Annotated in this window: 14 protein-coding genes and 2 pseudogenes; 11 read left to right on the forward strand and 5 right to left on the reverse strand. The window is 71.3% G+C overall.

Annotated elements, in window-relative coordinates; all coding sequences use genetic code 11:
• Positions 1 to 312: 312 nt before the first annotated feature.
• On the reverse strand, positions 313 to 1,662 hold the full coding sequence (locus F8271_RS21675) for a hypothetical protein (RefSeq protein WP_151491662.1): 1,350 nt from the start codon (positions 1,660 to 1,662) through the stop codon (positions 313 to 315).
• Positions 1,663 to 1,744: 82 nt separating this feature from the next.
• On the opposite strand from F8271_RS21675, the gene murD reads away from it, so the two are divergent.
• Positions 1,745 to 3,091: a UDP-N-acetylmuramoyl-L-alanine--D-glutamate ligase gene (gene murD / locus F8271_RS21680; RefSeq protein WP_151491663.1), complete on the forward strand. Its 1,347-nt coding sequence runs from the start codon at positions 1,745 to 1,747 to the stop codon at positions 3,089 to 3,091.
• A gap of 63 nt (positions 3,092 to 3,154) precedes the next feature.
• Here the strand turns inward: murD and F8271_RS21685 are convergent, their stop codons facing one another.
• Complete coding sequence (locus tag F8271_RS21685) at positions 3,155 to 4,114, reverse strand: hypothetical protein (RefSeq protein ID WP_151491664.1); 960 nt, start codon at positions 4,112 to 4,114, stop codon at positions 3,155 to 3,157.
• Between the two features lie 72 nt (positions 4,115 to 4,186).
• Between F8271_RS21685 and F8271_RS21690 the strand changes: the two genes are divergently transcribed.
• The 3 genes and pseudogenes from F8271_RS21690 to F8271_RS21700 all read left to right on the forward strand — a co-directional run bounded on the left by F8271_RS21690 (position 4,187) and on the right by F8271_RS21700 (position 7,442).
• Positions 4,187 to 4,381: a hypothetical protein gene (locus F8271_RS21690; RefSeq protein WP_151491665.1), complete on the forward strand. Its 195-nt coding sequence runs from the start codon at positions 4,187 to 4,189 to the stop codon at positions 4,379 to 4,381.
• Between the two features lie 277 nt (positions 4,382 to 4,658).
• Positions 4,659 to 5,957: an aspartate aminotransferase family protein gene (locus tag F8271_RS21695; protein ID WP_151491666.1), complete on the forward strand. Its 1,299-nt coding sequence runs from the start codon at positions 4,659 to 4,661 to the stop codon at positions 5,955 to 5,957.
• Positions 5,954 to 7,442, forward strand: a pseudogene (locus F8271_RS21700) (CoA-acylating methylmalonate-semialdehyde dehydrogenase). The gene F8271_RS21695 and the pseudogene F8271_RS21700 overlap by 4 nt, the downstream one beginning before the upstream one ends.
• On the opposite strand, the gene F8271_RS33300 reads toward F8271_RS21700, so the two are convergent.
• Together F8271_RS33300 and F8271_RS21705 are read right to left on the reverse strand one after the other, a co-directional pair.
• Entirely contained in the window at positions 7,414 to 7,554 is a 141-nt protein-coding gene (locus F8271_RS33300; RefSeq protein WP_225854675.1) for a hypothetical protein, read from the reverse strand. The pseudogene F8271_RS21700 and the gene F8271_RS33300 overlap by 29 nt on opposite strands.
• 23 nt (positions 7,555 to 7,577) lie before the next feature.
• Positions 7,578 to 8,939, reverse strand: coding sequence for an acyltransferase (locus F8271_RS21705; protein WP_225854676.1), 1,362 nt, complete (start codon positions 8,937 to 8,939; stop codon positions 7,578 to 7,580).
• Between the two features lie 193 nt (positions 8,940 to 9,132).
• Here F8271_RS21705 and ngcE (F8271_RS21710) point away from each other — a divergent pair, with 193 nt between their 5' ends.
• The 3 genes from ngcE (F8271_RS21710) (at position 9,133) to F8271_RS21720 (ending at position 12,425) form a co-directional block, all read left to right on the forward strand.
• Positions 9,133 to 10,548 carry an N-acetylglucosamine/diacetylchitobiose ABC transporter substrate-binding protein gene (gene ngcE, locus F8271_RS21710; RefSeq protein WP_151491667.1) on the forward strand — a complete coding sequence of 472 codons (1,416 nt, stop codon included), beginning with the start codon at positions 9,133 to 9,135 and terminating at the stop codon, positions 10,546 to 10,548.
• 66 nt (positions 10,549 to 10,614) lie between these two features.
• Positions 10,615 to 11,523 (forward strand): carbohydrate ABC transporter permease, encoded by a 909-nt coding sequence (locus F8271_RS21715; RefSeq protein WP_151491668.1) that lies wholly within the window; start codon positions 10,615 to 10,617, stop codon positions 11,521 to 11,523.
• On the forward strand, positions 11,520 to 12,425 hold the full coding sequence (locus tag F8271_RS21720) for a carbohydrate ABC transporter permease (RefSeq protein ID WP_192580394.1): 906 nt from the start codon (positions 11,520 to 11,522) through the stop codon (positions 12,423 to 12,425). Before F8271_RS21715 ends, F8271_RS21720 begins: the two co-directional genes overlap by 4 nt.
• Positions 12,426 to 12,946: 521 nt before the next feature.
• On the opposite strand, the gene F8271_RS21725 is transcribed toward F8271_RS21720, so the two are convergent.
• A complete protein-coding gene (locus F8271_RS21725; protein WP_151491669.1) occupies positions 12,947 to 13,933 on the reverse strand; it encodes an N-acetylglucosamine kinase in 987 nt (328 codons plus the stop codon).
• Positions 13,934 to 14,138: 205 nt separating this feature from the next.
• On the opposite strand from F8271_RS21725, the gene F8271_RS21730 reads away from it, so the two are divergent.
• From F8271_RS21730 to F8271_RS21745, 4 genes and pseudogenes are all read left to right on the forward strand, one after another.
• Positions 14,139 to 15,092: a MurR/RpiR family transcriptional regulator gene (locus tag F8271_RS21730; protein ID WP_151491670.1), complete on the forward strand. Its 954-nt coding sequence runs from the start codon at positions 14,139 to 14,141 to the stop codon at positions 15,090 to 15,092.
• Positions 15,089 to 15,838, forward strand: a complete 750-nt coding sequence (locus F8271_RS21735; protein WP_151491671.1) for a sugar isomerase domain-containing protein — start codon at positions 15,089 to 15,091, stop codon at positions 15,836 to 15,838. The genes F8271_RS21730 and F8271_RS21735 overlap by 4 nt, the downstream gene beginning before the upstream one ends.
• Before the next feature lie 27 nt (positions 15,839 to 15,865).
• Positions 15,866 to 17,317 (forward strand): N-acetylglucosamine/diacetylchitobiose ABC transporter substrate-binding protein, encoded by a 1,452-nt coding sequence (ngcE, locus tag F8271_RS21740; protein WP_151491672.1) that lies wholly within the window; start codon positions 15,866 to 15,868, stop codon positions 17,315 to 17,317.
• A 20-nt stretch (positions 17,318 to 17,337) separates the two neighbouring features.
• Positions 17,338 to 17,647: pseudogene (locus F8271_RS21745) on the forward strand (sugar ABC transporter permease); the annotation flags it as partial.

Below are 17,647 nucleotides of genomic sequence, written 5' to 3' on the forward strand. Positions count from 1 at the left end.
CGATCATGGAGTTGTGGTGCCCCACAAAAGTCGCGAAACGGTCTGTTGCGCCCACCACAACTCCATGATCGACGCGGACGAGGTCGCCTGGCGTCGGGGCCACTCAGGCACGCTGTCGAGTTGATGCCGTGGGCTTAATCGCCCGGCTCGGCTCGGCTCGGCTCAGCCCGGCTCAGCTCGGCTCAGCCCGGCTCAGCTCGGCTCGGCTCGGCCCGGCCTGCTTCGGGCGTGGCTTGGGTCAACCACGCTTCGATTCGTTTACGACAACAGCTCCAAAGGAGCAGCGACCCACACCCAGGGCGAGCGAGAGTGTCAGATGAGGGTGTTCAGCGCTTTTGCGTAGGTTTCCGGGATGTGATTGGGGCCGCCGGGGGTGAAGACGTCCGAGCTGGCCACCGCGGACCAGGCCGTCGCCGGCACCGCCTCCACCAGCGCTTGGATCACCGGGGCGTCGCGCCACTGGTCCTGTTCGGCGAGCAGGCCGAGGGCCACCACCGACTCCTCGACCTCGCCCACGCACTCGAACGGCTTGTGCCCGTCCACGCCGAGCAGTTCGCGGTAGCCGGGGATCTGCGACTTGTCGGCCAGCAGGTCACCGCCGAAGATGTGGGTCACGCGCTCGCGCGCCATGAACGGCGCCATGGCAAGGAAGACGAACCGGCACTTCGGGCAGTCACGGCACCAGCGCTCACTCGCGTCCCGCAGCTTGAACGCCTGGTTGCAGCTGGTCACCACGTCGTCGTACCGGGTGAACTCGGCGAACAGCCGGGCGATGTGCAGCTCGGACAGCGAGCGCAGCAGCGAGAAGTACGGTTCGGTCAGGCCGGCGTGCTCGGCCAGCGACGCCCGCAGCAGCCCCTCGGCCTCGACGCCCTTGGACCACTGGTGGTTGATCTCGTGTCCGTCCCAGACCAGGTTCGGGTCGGACGCCGAACGCTCGTTGGACATCACCACCGGACCGAGCCCGTGCAGCACGGCCGTGGCCACCGCGATCAGCGAGTTGATCGCGGTCACCGGGATGTGCCCGTTCAGCGCACCGGACGCGTTCAGGTCGAACAGCACCGGGTCGATGCGCCGCCGCGCGGCCAGCGGGGTCAGCCCGGACGCCTCGTTCACCGCGACGATCACGTGGTTCGGGTTGACCGAGAACGGCACCGGGTCCAGCTCGGCGCGGCGCAGCGCCTCCAGGCTCACGATCGAGTCCTTGCCGCCGCCGACCGCGGAGAGGGGGCGGCGGCCGGAGTCGTCGTACACCCGTGGCGGCTCCGGCGAACCGGCCGGCACCTCCGGGCGCAGCTGGAGCACGTGCGGCAGCTGGTTGCGGTACGCGTACTCCGCGAGGCCCTTGGTGTAGATGGCCGTGACGTAGTCGACGGTGGCCGCGCCCAGCGGTGCCGGCAGCACCAGTCGGGGAGGCGCGGCGGCCTTGTAGTAGCTGACCCCGGCGACCAGGTGCAGCACCTCCAGCACCCGGTTGACGGTCGCCACCGTCTCGTCCGACGGTGGCTCCGCCGGCAGCGGGAGGGTGATCACCTCGGTGAACCGCTGCTCACCGGCCGGGCCGGTCAGGGCGTAGTCGAACAACACCTCGCCGGTGGCGAAGTCGATCGAGTAGGACGGGAACGTGAAGGCGTCCATCCGCCGGAGCTGCTCGTTGGGCACACGCCATACTAGGCCCTGGTTCGTCCGGCCGTGTCCGGACCGGGCCCGCCCCGCCGCCGCCGTGATCTTCGAGGAGAGCCCCGTGCGCCTGTCTGACCTGCGCGGACGTACCGTCGCTGTCTGGGGGACCGGCCGGGAGGGCCGGGCCGCTGTGACCGCGATCGCCGCGCACGGCCCCGCCGAGCTGGTCGCCGTCGACGACAGCGCCAACTTCCTGTCGCTGCCCTGGGACGGCCCGCTGGCCGAGGCGGCGCCGCTGATCACCGGTGAGGCGGGCTTCGAGCGGCTGGCCGCCGCCGACGTGGTGGTCCGCTCGCCGGGCGTGCCGCAGACCCACCCGTGGATGGTCGAGCTGCGTCGACGCGGCGTGCCGGTCACCCAGGGCACGGCGCTGTGGATGGCCGACCACGCCGCCCGCACCGTCGGGGTGACCGGCAGCAAGGGCAAGAGCACCACCTCCAGCCTGATCAGCCACCTGCTCACCGCGACGGGCCGACCGAACGTCTTCGGCGGCAACATCGGCGTGCCCACCCTCGACCTGCCGGAGGCGGAGCTGTACGTGCTGGAGCTGTCCAGCTACCAGTGCAGCGACCTCACCGACTCGCCCCGGGTGGCGGTGGTCACCGCGCTCTTCCCCGAGCACCTGGATGCGCACGGCGGGGAACGGGAGTACTACCGGGACAAGCTCAACCTGCTCGCCCACGACCCGCAGACGATCGTGGTGAACGGCGCGGACCCCCGGCTCGGCGCCGAACTGGGGGACCTGCCGGCGGTGCGTGCCGGCCGCCCCGACACCACCCACGTCGCCACCGGTACGGACGGCACGCCCTGGTTCCACCTCGGCGACCAGCCGCTGTTCCCGCGTGCCGTCCTGCCGCTGGTGGGCCGGCACAACGAGGGCAACCTGTGCGTCGCCCTCGCCGTGCTCGACGCGCTCGGCATCGACGTGGTGGCCGAGAAGGACAGCCTCGCCATCGCGGTCGCCGAGTTCCAGGGGCTGGCCCACCGGCTCACCGAGATCACCGACCCGTCCGGGTTGACCTTCGTCGACGACACCCTGGCCACCAGCCCGTACGCGGCCATGCACGCCATCGACGCGTACGACGGGCGGCCGTTGACCGTGATCGTCGGCGGCACCGACCGGGGGCTGGACTACACGCCGCTTGCCGAGCACCTCGCGGAGCGCGAGTTGACCGTGATCGGCATCCCGGACAGCGGCGCCCGCATCGTCGAGGCGCTCGCCGGACTGCCCAAGGTCCGTACCGAGCTGGTCGACGACCTTGAGGACGCGGTCCGGTTGTCCCGGGAGGTGACGCCGGCCGGCGGGGTGGTGCTGCTGTCCCCGGCCGCGCCCAGCTACGGCCGGTTCCGTAACTTCGAGCACCGCTCCGAGGTCTTCGCCCAGGCCGTCGCCGACACCGCCGGCTGAGCTGGGCGCGGCGACACGGCAGGCTGAGCTGGGCCGTCGCCGACACTGCCGGGTGGCCCCGGTTCAGCGGAGGTCGTGCAGGGCGCGCATCGCGCGGATCGCCGAACGGATCTCCTGGAGGTAGCGCCCGGGCGTGAGGGTCTGCTCGGGCAGCACCGCCAGGTCGGCCAGCGTCGGGTCCACCCCGATCGTGTCGATGCCGCAGCCGTACGGCACGGCCAGGGTCCGCAGCGCGTCGCAGTGCTGGAACGGCACGTAGATCGGCGCGGTGACCATCAGCACCTCGTCGCCGCGGGCGAGCTGCGCGTGCCCGGCCCAGAACCGTTGCGTGTCGGCGGTGTGCGCGCGCCGCCGGTCCGGTTCGCTGGACGGCGCGGCGAGCACCCGCACCGGCGGCAGCCCGTCCGGTCGGTAGGTCCGCGACGACCAGGAGTGGTGCGGGTGGCCGGCGTCGACGCCGTCCCGCTCCGCCGGGGCGGCCACCCCGAACACCCGCCGGACGGCCGTGTCCAGCACGTCCACCTCGGTCTCGTCGGCCGGCAGGCCCGCGTCGGCCAGCGTCCGGCGTTCCCAGTCGGACAACGGCCGGAAGCTGCCCAGCACGGCCACCTCGCCACTCACCGCGAGCCCGGTACGCAGCAGGTGCGCGGCGTAGGCGACGCGGCGTACGCAGGCGTGCGCCAGGCCGCCGAGCACCACCAGGTGGGCGTACGCGCCTCGGGTCGGCGGCACCGGGTGGATCAGCCCGAGCGCGGACGCCGAGGCGAGCACCAGTTCCGCGGTGGCCGGGTCGAGGTCGGGCTCGCGGGCCTCGGGCCGTTCCCGACCGCCCCGGAAGTCCCAGTGCCGGGCGGAGAAGTCGTCCAGAAAGCGGAGCACCTCGGTGAGGTCGCCGTCGGGCCAGCTACCGCCGAACTGCCGGACCAGGCCGCGGAGCGGTGCGGAGCAGATCCAGGCCCGAACCTCCGCCGCGATCCGCTCGTCGATCGTCCCGGTGGAGAGGGCCGCGTCCGTTCTCTGCACCTGCCGGATGCTACCGGCCGCCGCACCCGGGTCTTCGTCTACGCCACACTGACTGACGAGCTGTCCGCGCTGGTGGAACGGCGGCGCGAGGCCGGAGTGCGGGTGGGCCTGTTGCCGCTCGGTGTGGTCGGTGCGCAGTTCCACGTCAATCTGACGCTCTGGGACGGGTCGAGCTGTTGGGAGGCCCGCATGACCGCGCACGGCGAGATCGATCGGCTCACCCGCGTGTTCGACCTCTGTGCGAGCGCCGCGACCTTGCGGGACTGACGGTCCCACAGAGCGGAGCGGGTAGACCATGACGTGGAGCGCCGTCCTGCTGGTGACGGCCGTGGTCTGGGCGGTCAGCGTGATCCGTCAGACTACGGATCGAGTGGGAGTGGCTCGTAGGTGCTGCGGTAAACAGCGGTCAACCATGATCGGTGCCTCGGAAACCGTTGACGTGCTGTCAGGTTGCGATGTCCTTGCGCTACACGCTGACAGTTGTTCGCATCGGCCGGCGGTGGGAGCGTGCGGTATCCACGAACGCCGCTGAAGGGTTGCCACGATGACCGACGACCTGCTGGCCCGGCACCGGGCCGTGCTCCCGTCCTGGATGCCGTTGTACTACGACGAGCCGATCGAGCTGGTCTCCGGCTCCGGCCGCCGGGTCACCGACGCGCAGGGTCGCAGCTACCTGGACTTCTTCGGCGGCGTGCTGACCAACATGATCGGGTACGACATCCCGGAGATCCGGGAGGCCGTCGAGCGGCAGCTCGCCACCGGCATCGCGCACACCTCGACGCTCTACCTGATCCGCCACCAGGTGGAGCTGGCCGAGAAGATCGCCCAGCGCTCCGGCATTCCGGATGCCCGGGTCTTCTTCACCAACTCCGGCACCGAGGCGAACGAGGCGGCGCTGCTGGTCGCCACCAACCACCGCCGCTCGCACCAGGTTCTGGCGGTGCGCAACAGCTACCACGGCCGGTCGTACGCGGCGATGGGCGTCACCGGCAACCGCAACTGGTCGGCGAGCGGGCTCAACCCGTTACAGGTGGCGTGGTTGCACTCCGGGGACCGCGTGCGTGGCCTGCTCGCGCGGCTCAGCGCCGAGGAGCAGGTCGACGCGGCGGTGGAGGATCTGCGGGAGGTGCTGGCCACCCAGACCGCCGGTGCCGTGGCCGCGCTGATCGCCGAGCCGATCCAGGGCGTCGGTGGGTTCGTGCACCCGCCGGACGGGCTCTTCGCCGGGTGGAAGAAGGTGCTCGACGAGCACGGCATCCTGTTCATCGCCGACGAGGTGCAGACCGGCTGGGGGCGTACCGGGGAGCACTTCTGGGGTTACCAGGCGCACGGCGTCACGCCGGACCTGCTCACCTTCGCCAAGGGCATCGGCAACGGGTTCGCCCTCGCCGGGGTGGTCGGCCGCGCCGAGGTGCTCCAGGCGGTGCCGGCGATCAGCTTCTCCACGTTCGGCGGCAACCCGATCTCCACGGCGGCCGGCAACGCGGTGCTCGACTACCTCGTCGAGCACGACCTCCAGGCGAACGCGGCCCGCGTCGGCGCGATCCTCGCCGACGGCCTGCGGTCCGCGGTGGGCGGCCTCGACTGCGTCGCCGAGGTACGCGGAAAGGGGCTGATGCTCGGCGTCGAGTTCGTCCGGCCGGGCACCGGTGAGCCGGACCCGGCGCTGACCAACCAGGTCTTCGAAGCCGCGCGCGACGGTGGCCTGCTGGCCGGCAAGGGCGGTCTCTACGGCAACGTGCTGCGGATGGGTCCACCGTTGACGCTGACCGAGGAGGAGGCCCGGGAGGGCCTGGCGATCCTCGTCGACGCGATCCGGTCGGCTGCGGGGGTGGCGGCATGAGCATCGGTCACTTCGTCGACGGCAAGCGGGTCGGCGGCACGTCCGAGCGGCGCGGCGACGTGTTCGATCCGGCGACCGGTCGGCGTACCGCCGAGGTCGAGCTGGCCTCGGCCGCGGACGTGGACGTCGCGGTGCAGGCCGCGGTCCGCGCGGCGCGGTCCTGGCGGGACGCGTCGCTGGCGCGGCGGTCGGCGGTGCTGTTCGCGTTCCGGGAGTTGGTGCACGCCCGGCGGGACCGGCTCGCCGAGGTGATCACCGCCGAGCACGGCAAGGTGCTCGCCGACGCCGCCGGCGAGGTGCAGCGTGGCCTGGAGGTGATCGAGTACGCGTGCGGCCTGCCGTCGGCGCTGCGCGGCGCGTTCAGCGAGAACGTGTCCACCGAGGTCGACTCGTACACCCTGCGGCAGCCGCTCGGCGTGGTCGCGGTGATCTCCCCGTTCAACTTCCCGGTGATGGTGCCGCTGTGGTTCGTGCCGGTGGCGGTGGCCTGCGGCAAACGCGGTGGTGCTCAAGCCGAGCGAGAAGGACCCGAGCGCGGCGCTGCTGCTGGCGGAGTGGTTCGCCGAGGCGGGCCTGCCCGACGGGCTGCTCAACGTGGTCAACGGCGACTCCGAGGCCGTCGACGCGCTGCTGGAGCACCCGGAGGTGCGCGCGGTGTCGTTCGTCGGCTCCACCCCGATCGCCCGGTACGTCTACCAGCGGGGCACCACCGCCGGCAAGCGGGTGCAGGCGCTCGGTGGGGCGAAGAACCACATGGTGGTGCTCCCGGACGCCGACCTGGATCTGGCCGCCGACGCGGCGGTCAACGCGGGGTTCGGCTCGGCGGGGGAGCGGTGCATGGCCATCTCGGTGCTGGTGGCCGTGGAGCCGGTGGCGGACGCGCTGGTCGAGCGGATCGCCGAACGGTTGGCCGGGCTGCGCACCGGTGACGGCCGGCGGGGCTGCGACATGGGTCCGCTGGTCACCGCCGCGCACGCGGAGCGGGTGCGGTCCTACGTGGCCGCCGGGGTGGCCGCCGGCGCGGTGCCGGTCGTGGACGGGCGGAACGTGACGCCGGATGGCGACCCGGACGGCTTCTGGCTCGGCCCGACGCTGTTCGACCGGGTGACCCCGGACATGTCGATCTACACCGACGAGATCTTCGGGCCGGTGCTGGGCGTGGTCCGGGTCGGCTCGTACGACGAGGCGGTGGAACTGGTCAACGCGAGCCCGTACGGCAACGGCACGGCCATCTTCACCAACGACGGCGGTGCCGCCCGGCGCTACCAGCACGAGGTGGAGGTGGGCATGGTCGGGATCAACGTGCCGATCCCGGTGCCGATGGCGTACCACTCGTTCGGCGGCTGGAAGTCGTCGCTCTTCGGTGATCTGCACGCGCACGGCGAGGACGGGGTGCGGTTCTTCACCCGGGGCAAGGTCGTCACCAGCCGGTGGCTGGACCCGCGGCACGGCGGCGTCAACCTCGGGTTCCCCACCCAGACCTGAGCAGTCGCAGCACACCCGCCCCGGCCAGGTACGCCAGCAGCGCCGGGGCGGGTGTGCCGAGCGGCTCCGGGGCATCGGCCGCCGTCGCGCTGTTGATCAGCAGCCCGGCCACGACGGCGGCGTACCCGGCTACGGTCAGCGCCGCCCGCGTCGCGGTGCCCCGGCCGGCCCGACGCCGGTGCGGTGCCGGGCGCTGCGGGCCTCCACCGGTCCAAAGATCGCGACGAGCACCGCCAGGATCACCGCGAGCAGCAGCAGCCAGGGCACCCGCCACGCCCACCAGGCGCCCGAACCGACCTCCGGGGTGGGCAGCGTCCCGGTGGCGTCGAGCAGCCCGATCAGCAGGATCGCGGCGCTCAGGTGCCAGAGGAAGACCGTCAGCACCACGAGGTTGACGCCGATCACCAGCGACCACGCGCCGGTGCGGCCCAGCAGGCGCTCCACCGGGTCGCGCAGCAGCAGGACCAGGCCGAGCTGGGCGGCGGCGACGGCCAGCAGCGCGAGGCTGGGTGGGCTGGCGTTGTCCAGTCGTTCGCCGGGCACGTTGAGCATGGCGACCGGCCAGGGGCCGGGCCCGGTGAGCAGCAGCGCGGCGGCCAGCCCGACGGCCAGGAACACCAGGCCCGCACGACGGGAGGTGGGCAGCGGGTGCCGGCGTACCCCCGCACGGTCGGGCGTCGACGGCCCGGCGGCGTCGGCCTCCGCCTGCGGTGGCGCGGCCCGACCGGCGTCGGCCTGAGCCTTGGGCGGCGCGGTCCGACCGGCGGGCCGCGGCGCGGCCTGACCGGCGGCGTCGGTCGCCGCCTGCGGTGGCGCGGTCATCCCAGGGCCGGGCGGCGGCGCGGCGCGGGCGTCGTGCCAGGCGAAGCCGAGCTGGTGTACGGCCAGCCAGCCGAACAGGTAGTTGCCCCAGCTCAGCTGCACCGGGCCGGTGAGCCGGCCGAGGTCTCCGAGGCCGACGAGCGCGACCAGGGCGAGGGGGACGGCCAGGCCGAAGCGGCGGTGCAGCGCGTACATCGGTCCGGTGAGCACGACCACCGCCAGGTAGGCGACGAGGAACCAGAGCGGGATGGTGGCGAACCAGACCACCTGCCGGACCTGGGTCGGGTCGGCGCCGAGCAGCCGGGCCACCGCCGCGGCGGCGGTCAGCACCAGCAGCAGGGCGCTGGTGGGGCGGACCAGCCGGGCGCTGCGGTCGAGCAGCCAGCCGGCCGCGTCACCGCCCCGGGCGCGCAGCCGGGTCAGTGAGATCGCGTTGGCGTAGCCGCCGACCAGGAAGAACACCGGCATCACCTGGGCGATCCAGGTGAGGGGGTACGCCCAGCGCAGCTCGCCGAGAGCGGAGTGCCCGGTGGGACGACCGGCGGCGTCGCGCACGATCACCGTGACGCCCCAGTGTCCGAGAACGACCATGACGATGGCGAGCGCGCGGAGCAGGTCGACGTACCGTTCCCGGCTGGCCGGGGTGCGCTCGGCGAGCTGGCGCAGGCGGCGCATCGCCCCAGGCTAGGCGACCGGTCGATGGCCGGTGGCGATAACGGTTCGACCGTCAGGACTTGAAGTCCGAGCCCGGCTGTCGTAGAAATTCTTCAGCAACATCATCTGAACTGAAGAGAACCAACGAACCTCGCGCGGCGGACGCCTTCCCCCAAGCACCGGCGACCCGCCCGACCCGACCCGAGGAGACCTGATGAACAGGCGCGACATCCTGCGGCGCAGTGCCGCTGCCGGCCTACTGGCCACCCCCGCCGCCGGTCTGCTGACCGGCTGCGCCACCGGCGGTGGCGGCGACAAGAACGATGCCGAGACCTACCAGGGCACCAAGAGTGCCGATAACCCGCTCGGCGTCAAGGAGGACGCCCCGCTCGAGGTGGTGATCTTCGGCGGCGGGTTCGGTGAGGAGTACGCCAAGGCCCACGAGGCCATGTACACCGAGAAGTACCCGAAGGCGAAGATCAAGCACTCCTCCACCCAGGAGATCAGCAAGACCCTCCAGCCGCGCTTCGTCGACGGCACCCCACCGGACGTGGTCAACAACTCCGGCGCCGGCCAGATCGACTTCAACGGCCTGGTCAGCCAGAACGCCATCGCCGGCCTCGACGAACTGCTCGCCGCGCCGAGCCTCGACGTCCCCGGCAAGACCGTCCGCGACACGCTGCTGCCCGGCGCCGTCGAGGTCGGGTCGTACGACGGCAAGTTCCTGGTGCTCAACTACACCTACACCGCGTACGGCATCTGGTACTCCAGCAAGCTCTTCGCCGACCGCGGCTGGACGTACGCCAAGACCTGGGACGAGCACATCGCCCTCTGCAAGCAGATCAAGGCCGCCGGCATCGCCCCGTGGACGTACGCCGGCCTGCACCCGCGCTACATGAGCTGGCCGCTGATCGCCACCGCGATCAAGCTCGGCGGCCCGTCGGTGGCCACCGCCATCGACAACCTGGAGCCGAACGCCTGGAAGTCCGACTCGATGCGGACCGCCGCCGACGCGTGGCACCAGATCGTCAAGGACAAGTACATCCTCGACGGCTCGTCCGGCCTGGACCACAAGCAGTCGCAGACCGCCTGGTGCCAGGGCAAGGCCGCGTTCATCTCCTGCGGCTCCTGGTTGGAGAGCGAGCAGAAGGACGTCACCCCGGCCGGATTCAACATGACCATCGCGCCCACGCCGAGCCTCGGCAGCGGCGACAAACTGCCGTTCGAGGCGATCCGCGGCACCGCCGGCGAGCCGTTCATGGTGCCCGCCAAGGCGCGCAACCTCGCCGGCGGCCTGGAGTACTTCCGCACCATGCTGTCCAAGAAGGGCGCGCAGGACTTCACCCGCAAGGTCGCCAGCCTCACCGTGGTCGCCGGCGCCAGCGAGGGCGTCGAGCTGCCGTACGGGCTGAACACCGTGGTCAAGGCCCTCGACGCGTCCGGCGCCAACGGCTTCAACTGGGTCTACAACAACTACTACCGCAAGCTGGAGCGCAACCTCGTCGACGCCGCGTGCGGCGAGTTCTTCAGCGGCCGCATCGGCCCCGCGGAGTTCCTCGACCAGTGCCAGAAGGGCGCCGACTCGATCGCCCAGGACAGCTCGATCAAGAAGTACAAGCGAGCGGCCTGACCCGCCCGGCCGGTGGGGGCGGACCCCACCCCCCACCGGCCGCACCCAACGGAAGAGGTCCATCTCGTGAGACATGGCAAGTGGCCGCTGATCGTCACGTTCCTGGTGCCGCCGGTCCTGCTGTACGTGTTCTTCGTCGTCTCGCCGTACCTGCAGGCGTTCCAGATCTCCACCACCGACTGGCTCGGCTACTCCGCCGACGCCAACCCGGTCGGCCTGGCGAACTTCACGACCCTGTGGCACGACGACTACGTCTGGAACGCGCTGAAGAACAACGCAATCCTGCTCGCCCTGGTGCCCGTACTGACCATCGTGCTCGGGCTGTTCTTCGCCACCATGCTCGCCATGGGCGGGCGCAAGGGCCGAGCCGGAGTCACCGGGGTACGCGGCGGCGCGCTCTACCGCACCGTGTACTTCTTCCCGCAGGTGCTCTCCGTGGTGATCATCGCGCTGCTCTGGAAGGAGGTCTACCACCCCAACAAGGGGCTGCTCACCAGCGCCGTACACGCCGTCGGCCTGCCCTCACCGACCTGGCTCGGTGACCCGGCGACCGCCTTCTGGTGCGTACTCGCGGTGATGGTGTGGAGCAACGTCGGCTTCTACGTGGTGCTCTTCGGTGCCGCGATGTCGGCCGTACCGAAGGAGATCTACGAGGCGGTGCTGCTCGACGGCGCGTCCCGCTTCACCACCCTGCGCCGGGTCACCCTGCCGCTGCTCTGGGACACCGTCCAGGTCGCCTGGGTCTACCTGGCCATCTTCGCCCTGGACGGGTTCATCCTCGTGCAGCTGATGACCAACGGTGGCCCGAACTTCTCCACCGACGTGATCGGCGTCCGCATGTACGACACCGCCTTCGGCAGCGAGACCAAGTTCGGCTACGCCTCGGCGATCGGCGTGGTGATGTTCTTCCTGACCCTCTCGGTGGCCGTGCTGTCACTGCGGGTCGGCCGGCGCGAACGGATCGAGTACTCGTGACCACACTGGACAACCCCGCCCCCGCCGTGACCCCGCCGACACCGGCCGCCGGCCGGGATCGCCCCGTCCGACGGGACCTCGGCGTCGCCAACGCCCTCTCGCACGGCTTCCTGCTGATCTGGGGCCTGCTCACCGTCCTGCCGCTGCTGTGGATGTTCATCAGCTCGTTCAAGACCAACGGCGAGATCCTGGCCGACCCGTGGGGGCTGCCCGGGGCGCTGCACCTGGACAACTGGGCGCGGGCCTGGACGGGCGCGCACATCGGCCGGTACTTCCTCAACAGCCTTGTCGTGGTCACCGGCTCGGTCAGCCTCACCATGCTGATGGGCGCCACCGCCGCGTACGTGTTCGCCCGGTACGAGTTCCGCGGCCGGCAGTTCGTCTACTACCTGTTCGTGGGCGGACTGATGTTCCCGGTGTTCCTCGCCCTGGTGCCGCTCTTCTTCGTGGTCCGCAACGCCGGCCTGTTCAACACCTGGCTCGGGCTGATCCTGGTGTACGCGGCCTACTCGCTGCCGTTCACGGTGTTCTTCCTGACCGCGTTCTTCCGGACCCTGCCGACCTCGGTGGCAGAAGCCGCGCTGGTCGACGGCTGCGGTCACTTCCGGTTGTTCTTCCGGGTGATGCTGCCGATGGCGCGACCGGGAATGATCAGCGTGGCGATCTTCAACTTCCTCAGCCACTGGAACCAGTTCCTGTTGCCGCAGGTGTTGTTGCAGGGCGACGAGTCCAAGTGGATGCTCGCCCAAGGGCTGTTCGCGCTGTCGGTCAGCCAGGGCTACGCCGGTGACTACGCACGGCTCTTCGCCGGGTTGAGCATCGCGGTGCTGCCGGTGCTCGCGATCTACGTGGCCTTCCAGCGTCAGGTCCAGGCCGGCCTGACCGCCGGCCAGCTCAAGTAGCGCCCCTGCCATCTGACTGATACCGATCACCACACCCGCACCCTCGATCGGTCCCGATCCTCAACCCTCCCACGCCGGCCTTGACCGGCCTGGCCCGTCCTCGACCTGGCCCCGACCGCTGCCCGGCTTCGACCCCGGCCCGACCCGGCCTCGACTCCGGCCCGACCTGGCCCCGACCCCGGCCCGCCGCTGGCCTGCCGCTGGCCTGCCGCTGGCCCGCCCAAGATCCGCGCAACTTCGGTGAAACTGCTGCCTCGGCGCGTGCTGAGGCAGCAGTTTCGGGGATGTTGCGCGGACCTTGGCCCTGCTGCGATGGGTTGGAGCGGTTCCGGCGCTCCGGGGCGCGTCGAGGCGGGTGTGGAGCGGCGGCCAGCGCCTTGATCGTGCTCGATCCTGGATGTAGTCCCCTTGCCGCGGCGTGAGGCCACTACATCCTGGTTCGAGCACGATCATGACCTGGCGCGGCCTGGCGCGGCCTGGCGCGGCCCGGCCTGGCCTGGACCGGGGTGCGGGGCGGTGGGTTACGGGGTGGGGAAGAGGTGGGCGTGTAGGGCGCTCGGGTCGGTTACCTCGGGCAGGTCGCGGGCGGCGAGCCAGGCTGCGGCGGCGGCCCCGTCGCCGGCGGTGCGCAGGGGTGCGTCCGGCCAGCGGCGGCCGAGCTCGGCGCGGACGGCGGTGGCCAGCGGGGTGTCGGCGGTGAGCAGGCCGCCGCCGAGGACGACAGGTGTCTGCGCGCCGGTCGGGCGGATGCGGCCCACGCTCTCGGCCAGGTGGGCGGCGGCCTCGGTGATCAGGGCGGTGGCGACCGGCTCGCCGTCGGTCGCCGCGGTGACCACCAGCGGCGCGAGCCGGGCCAGCTCGATCGGGGGTTGGCGGGTGACCGCCTGGACGGTGGCGTCGACGGTGTCGCGGGGGCGCGGGGCGATGTCGGCGCTGCCCACCAGTTCGGTGAGGATCGCCGTGCCCAGTGTGCCCGGGGTGTGGCCGGCGTCGAGGTCGGCCAGGAGTCGGCGCACCGCCTCGCGGCCCAGCCAGAAGCCCGATCCGGTGTCGCCGAGCAGCCAGCCGTGACCGTCGGCGACGCGGTCCAGCCGCAGGTCGTGTACCTGCGCGGTGATCGCCCCGGTGCCGGCGATGAGGATCGTGCCGTCGGGGGCGGCGGTGCCGGAGGCGTACGCGACGAGGGCGTCGCCGTGCACGGCGTACGGGCAGCGTAGGCCGGCGTCGTGCCAGGCCCGGTCGAAGGCGGCGCGCCCGGCGGGGTCGGCGAGCAGTCGGGCGGCTCCGGCGAGTCCGATGGTGCCGGCGGCCACCCGGGCCGGGTCGACGTCGGCGAGTGCGCCGCGGAGCGCGCTCAGCAGTTCGGCGGCGGCCCGTTCGGCGCCGTGGCTGGTGGGGTTGCCACCGCCGGCGCGACCGGTGCCGAGGCGTTCACCGGAGAGGGTCAGGGCGGTCGCCCGGGTGGACGTACCCCCGACGTCGAGACCGACCACGACGGTGTCGGACATCGGCACGGGCCTCCTTGCGCTGCGCGGCTGTGGGCCTGTTCATGCTGGTCGGCGCGCTCGCGAAGGGCAAATTCTGGCGGCTCCGACGTGCTGTGCGACAGGTAACAGTTTGAAAACTTCGCCCACAGTCTTGACACGGAGGGCCGTTCAGTAAGAACTTTTACCACTAACAGTTAACAGTCTTTTCGGAAAGGTGAGGCGACTCATGGTTGATCACGAGGTGGACACCGCTGCGGGGACCGCGGTGGTCGACGCCGATGTGACCGACCGAAGGACCTCCGCCTCCGACGGGGTGCTGGCCCGCGTCCGCAACGGTCTCGGCGAGCTGACCGGCGCCCTGCGCCGGGTCGCCGAGCACGTGCTCAGCGACCCGGAGGCCGCCGCCCGCTCCACCATCGTCGAGCTGGCCGAGCGCAGCGGCACCTCACCGGCGACCATCACCCGGTTCTGCCGGGCGATGGGCTTCGAGGGGTACGCCGACCTGCGGCTGGGCATCGCCGCCGAGACCGGCCGGGCCCGCTCGGCCGGCTGGACCGTCGACATCGGACGGGAGATCCAGCCGGGCGACCCGCTCGCCCGGGTGCTCGACCAGATCATGGCCGCCGACACCCGGGCCATGCACGACACCGCAGCCCTGCTCGACCTCGCCGAGGTGGAACGGGCCGCCGTGGCGATCGCCGGCGCCACCCGGGTCAACATCTTCGGTGCCAGCGGCAGCGCGCTGGTCGGCGAGGAGATGCAGTTCAGCCTGCACCGCATCGGGGTGGCCGCGTGGGCCTGGAACGACATCCACGAGGGGCTCGCCAGCGCGGCGCTGCTGCGCACCGGTGACGTGGCGCTCGGCATCTCACACACCGGGCAGACCCGGGAGACGATCGAGATGCTGGCCGAGGCCGGCAGCCGCGGCGCCACCACGATCGCGCTCACCGGCTTTCCCCGCTCGCCGTTGGCCGAGCTGGCCGACATCGTGCTGGTCACCGCCAGCCAGGCGACCACCTTCCGGCCGGACGCGCTCTCCGCCCGGCACCCCCAGCTGGTGGTGCTCGACCTGCTCTACATCGCCGTCGCCCAGCGCACCCACGACCGCGCCCACGCGGCCTTCCGGCGTACCGCGCAGGCCGTCGACGGGCACAAGGCCGCGAAGGGAGCCCTCTCATGATCAGCGCCCAGGGGTACGCGGACGCGGTCCGCCCCGTGCTCGACCGGCTGCTCGACTCCGAGGCCGACGGGATCACCCGCGCCGCCGACCTGATCGCCACCAGCCTGCGCGCCGGCGGTGTGCTCCAGGCGTTCGGCGCCGGGCACTCCGAGGCGTTCGCCGCCGAACTGGTCGCCCGCGCCGGTGGGCTGGTCCCCACCAACCGGCTCTCGGTCCGGGACCTGGTGGTGCACGGCGACGCCCCGCGCGACGTGCTCGCCGACCCCAAGCTGGAACGCGACCCCTCCATCGCCCACCAGATCTACGCGCTCGCGGCGCCCCAGCCGCGCGACGTGTTCGTGGTGGCGTCCCAATCCGGCATCAACGGCTCGGTGGTCGAGCTGGCGGCGCTGGTCACCGAGCGCGGTCACCCGTTGATCGCGGTCACCTCGGTCGAGCACACCGCGCGGGTGGCGCCACGGCACCCGTCCGGTCAACGGCTCGCCGACCTCGCCGACGTCGTGCTGGACAACGGCGCGCCGTACGGCGACGCACTGCTGCCGCTCGAGGGCGGCGGCGCGGTCTGTGCGGTCTCCTCGGTCACCACGGCGCTGCTGGCGCAGTTGCTGACCGCGGAGGTCGTACGACGGTTCCACCAGGCCGGAGAGGTGCCCCCTATCTACCTCTCCGCCAACGTCCCCGGCGGGGACGAGCACAACATCGCCCTCGAGTCGCGGTACGCCGGGCGTCTCCGGCGCACCGCCTGACCCGACATTCCACAAGGAGAGACGACGATGTCGATTACCCCCGAACACCCCGCCGCACTCGACCGTCGCACGGTGCTGCGTCGCGCCGCCGCCGTGGGCATGCTCGCCACTCCGGCCATCGGACTGCTCAGCGCCTGCGCCACCAGCGGCGGCGACAACGACAACGAACAGGCCGCCGGCGGCACCAAGAGCGAGAAGAACCCGCTGGGCGTCAAGGAGGACGCCCCGATCGAGGTGGTCATCTTCAACGGCGGCTACGGCGAGAAGTACGCCACCGACGTGCACGAGCCGCTCTACAAGAAGGCGTTCCCCAAGGCGGAGATCAAGCACCAGTCCACCCAGGCCGTCTCCACCGTGCTCCAGCCGCGGTTCGCGTCCGGCAACCCGCCGGAGTTCGTGAACAACTCGGGCGAGAAGTTCCTCGACTTCGGTGCGCTCGTCAACGACGGTCAGCTGCAGGATCTCACCGAGCTGTGGGATGCGCCGTCGGTCGACGACCCGAGCACGAAGGTCCGCGACACCATCATCCCGGGCGTGGTCGAGCAGGGCATGTTCAGTACCGCCGACGGGCAGCGCAAGCCGTTCGTCCTGTACTACGTCTCGACGGTGTACGGCATCTGGTACTCCGGCAAGCTGTTCAAGGACAACGGCTGGACCGCGCCCACGACCTTCGACCAGTTCAAGGCGCTCTGCGAGCAGATCAAGGCCAAGGGCATCACCCCGTACGGCTACGCCGGGGCGAACGCGGCCTACTACCAGTGGAACGTGATCCTCACCCAGGCCGCGAAGATCGGCGGCCCGGACGTCCTGAAGAACATCGACAACCTGGAGGACGGCGCCTGGAAGCAGGACGCTGTCAAGCAGGCCGCGGCGGCGTGGGCCGAGATCGGCGCGAAGTACTCGGACAAGAGCTTCGAGGGGCTCAAGCACACCGACGTGCAGCTGCGGCAGAACCAGGGCAAGGTCGCTTTCTACCCGTCCGGCGACTGGCTGGAGAACGAGCAGAAGAAGGACACGCCGGCGGGGTTCACCTATCAGCTCATGCCGGTGCCCAGCCTGACCGCGTCGGACAAGCTGCCGGCGACCGCTATCCGGGCGGCCGGTGGCGAGGGATACTTCGTCTCGTCGAAGAGCAAGAACCCGCGTGGCGGCCTGGAGTACATGCGCCAGATGCTGTCGAAGGCGGGCGCCCGGGGCTTCACCGAGACCGTCGGTGCCGCCACGGTCGTGCCGGCCGGCAGCGAGGGCTTCCAGTTCCCGCCGGGTGTGGCCAGCGCGCAAGCGGCGCTGAAGGCAGCCGGCAAGGACGTGTTCAACATGCTCTTCGACAACTGGTACAAGGAGCTCGACACGGAGGCGCGCACCGCCACCAACGAGCTGATGTTCGGCCGGATCAACGCGGACGCCTTCGTGGAGCGGATCCAGAAGCGCGCCGACGCGATCAAGAAGGACAGCTCCGTCACCAAGTTCAAGCGCTGATCGATCGGAGCGTAGAGGTCATGCGGCACGGCAAGTATCCATTCGTGATCGGGTTCCTGTTCGCCCCGGTCACGCTGTACGTGGTCTTCGTGATCGCGCCGTACGCGCAGGCGTTCCAGATCTCGATGACCAACTGGCGGGGGCTGTCCGCTCCCCAGTGGGTGGGCTTCGACAACTACCGGAGGCTGCTCGACGACGGCAGCTTCCTGAAGGCGGTCCAGCACCACGCCGTACTGCTGCTTGCCCTGCCGCTGATCACCATCGCCATCGCGCTGTTCTTCGCCTTCCTGCTGAACGTGGGCGGCAAGAGCAGCGGGGGGCAGCGCCAGG

It is taken from the genome of Micromonospora sp. ALFpr18c (assembly GCF_008868155.1).
Classification (GTDB): Bacteria; Actinomycetota; Actinomycetes; order Mycobacteriales; family Micromonosporaceae; genus Micromonospora.

What these genes read in the sequence shown, in the direction of transcription:
- F8271_RS21695 (WP_151491666.1), top strand. Translation starts at nt 4,659, where the DNA reads ATGACCGACGACCTGCTGGCCCGGCACCGGGCCGTGCTCCCGTCCTGG.
- F8271_RS21705 (WP_225854676.1), bottom strand. Translation starts at nt 8,939, where the DNA reads ATGCGCCGCCTGCGCCAGCTCGCCGAGCGCACCCCGGCCAGCCGGGAA.
- ngcE (WP_151491667.1), top strand. Translation starts at nt 9,133, where the DNA reads ATGAACAGGCGCGACATCCTGCGGCGCAGTGCCGCTGCCGGCCTACTG.
- F8271_RS21725 (WP_151491669.1), bottom strand. Translation starts at nt 13,933, where the DNA reads ATGTCCGACACCGTCGTGGTCGGTCTCGACGTCGGGGGTACGTCCACC.
- F8271_RS21730 (WP_151491670.1), top strand. Translation starts at nt 14,139, where the DNA reads ATGGTTGATCACGAGGTGGACACCGCTGCGGGGACCGCGGTGGTCGAC.
- F8271_RS21735 (WP_151491671.1), top strand. Translation starts at nt 15,089, where the DNA reads ATGATCAGCGCCCAGGGGTACGCGGACGCGGTCCGCCCCGTGCTCGAC.
- ngcE (WP_151491672.1), top strand. Translation starts at nt 15,866, where the DNA reads ATGTCGATTACCCCCGAACACCCCGCCGCACTCGACCGTCGCACGGTG.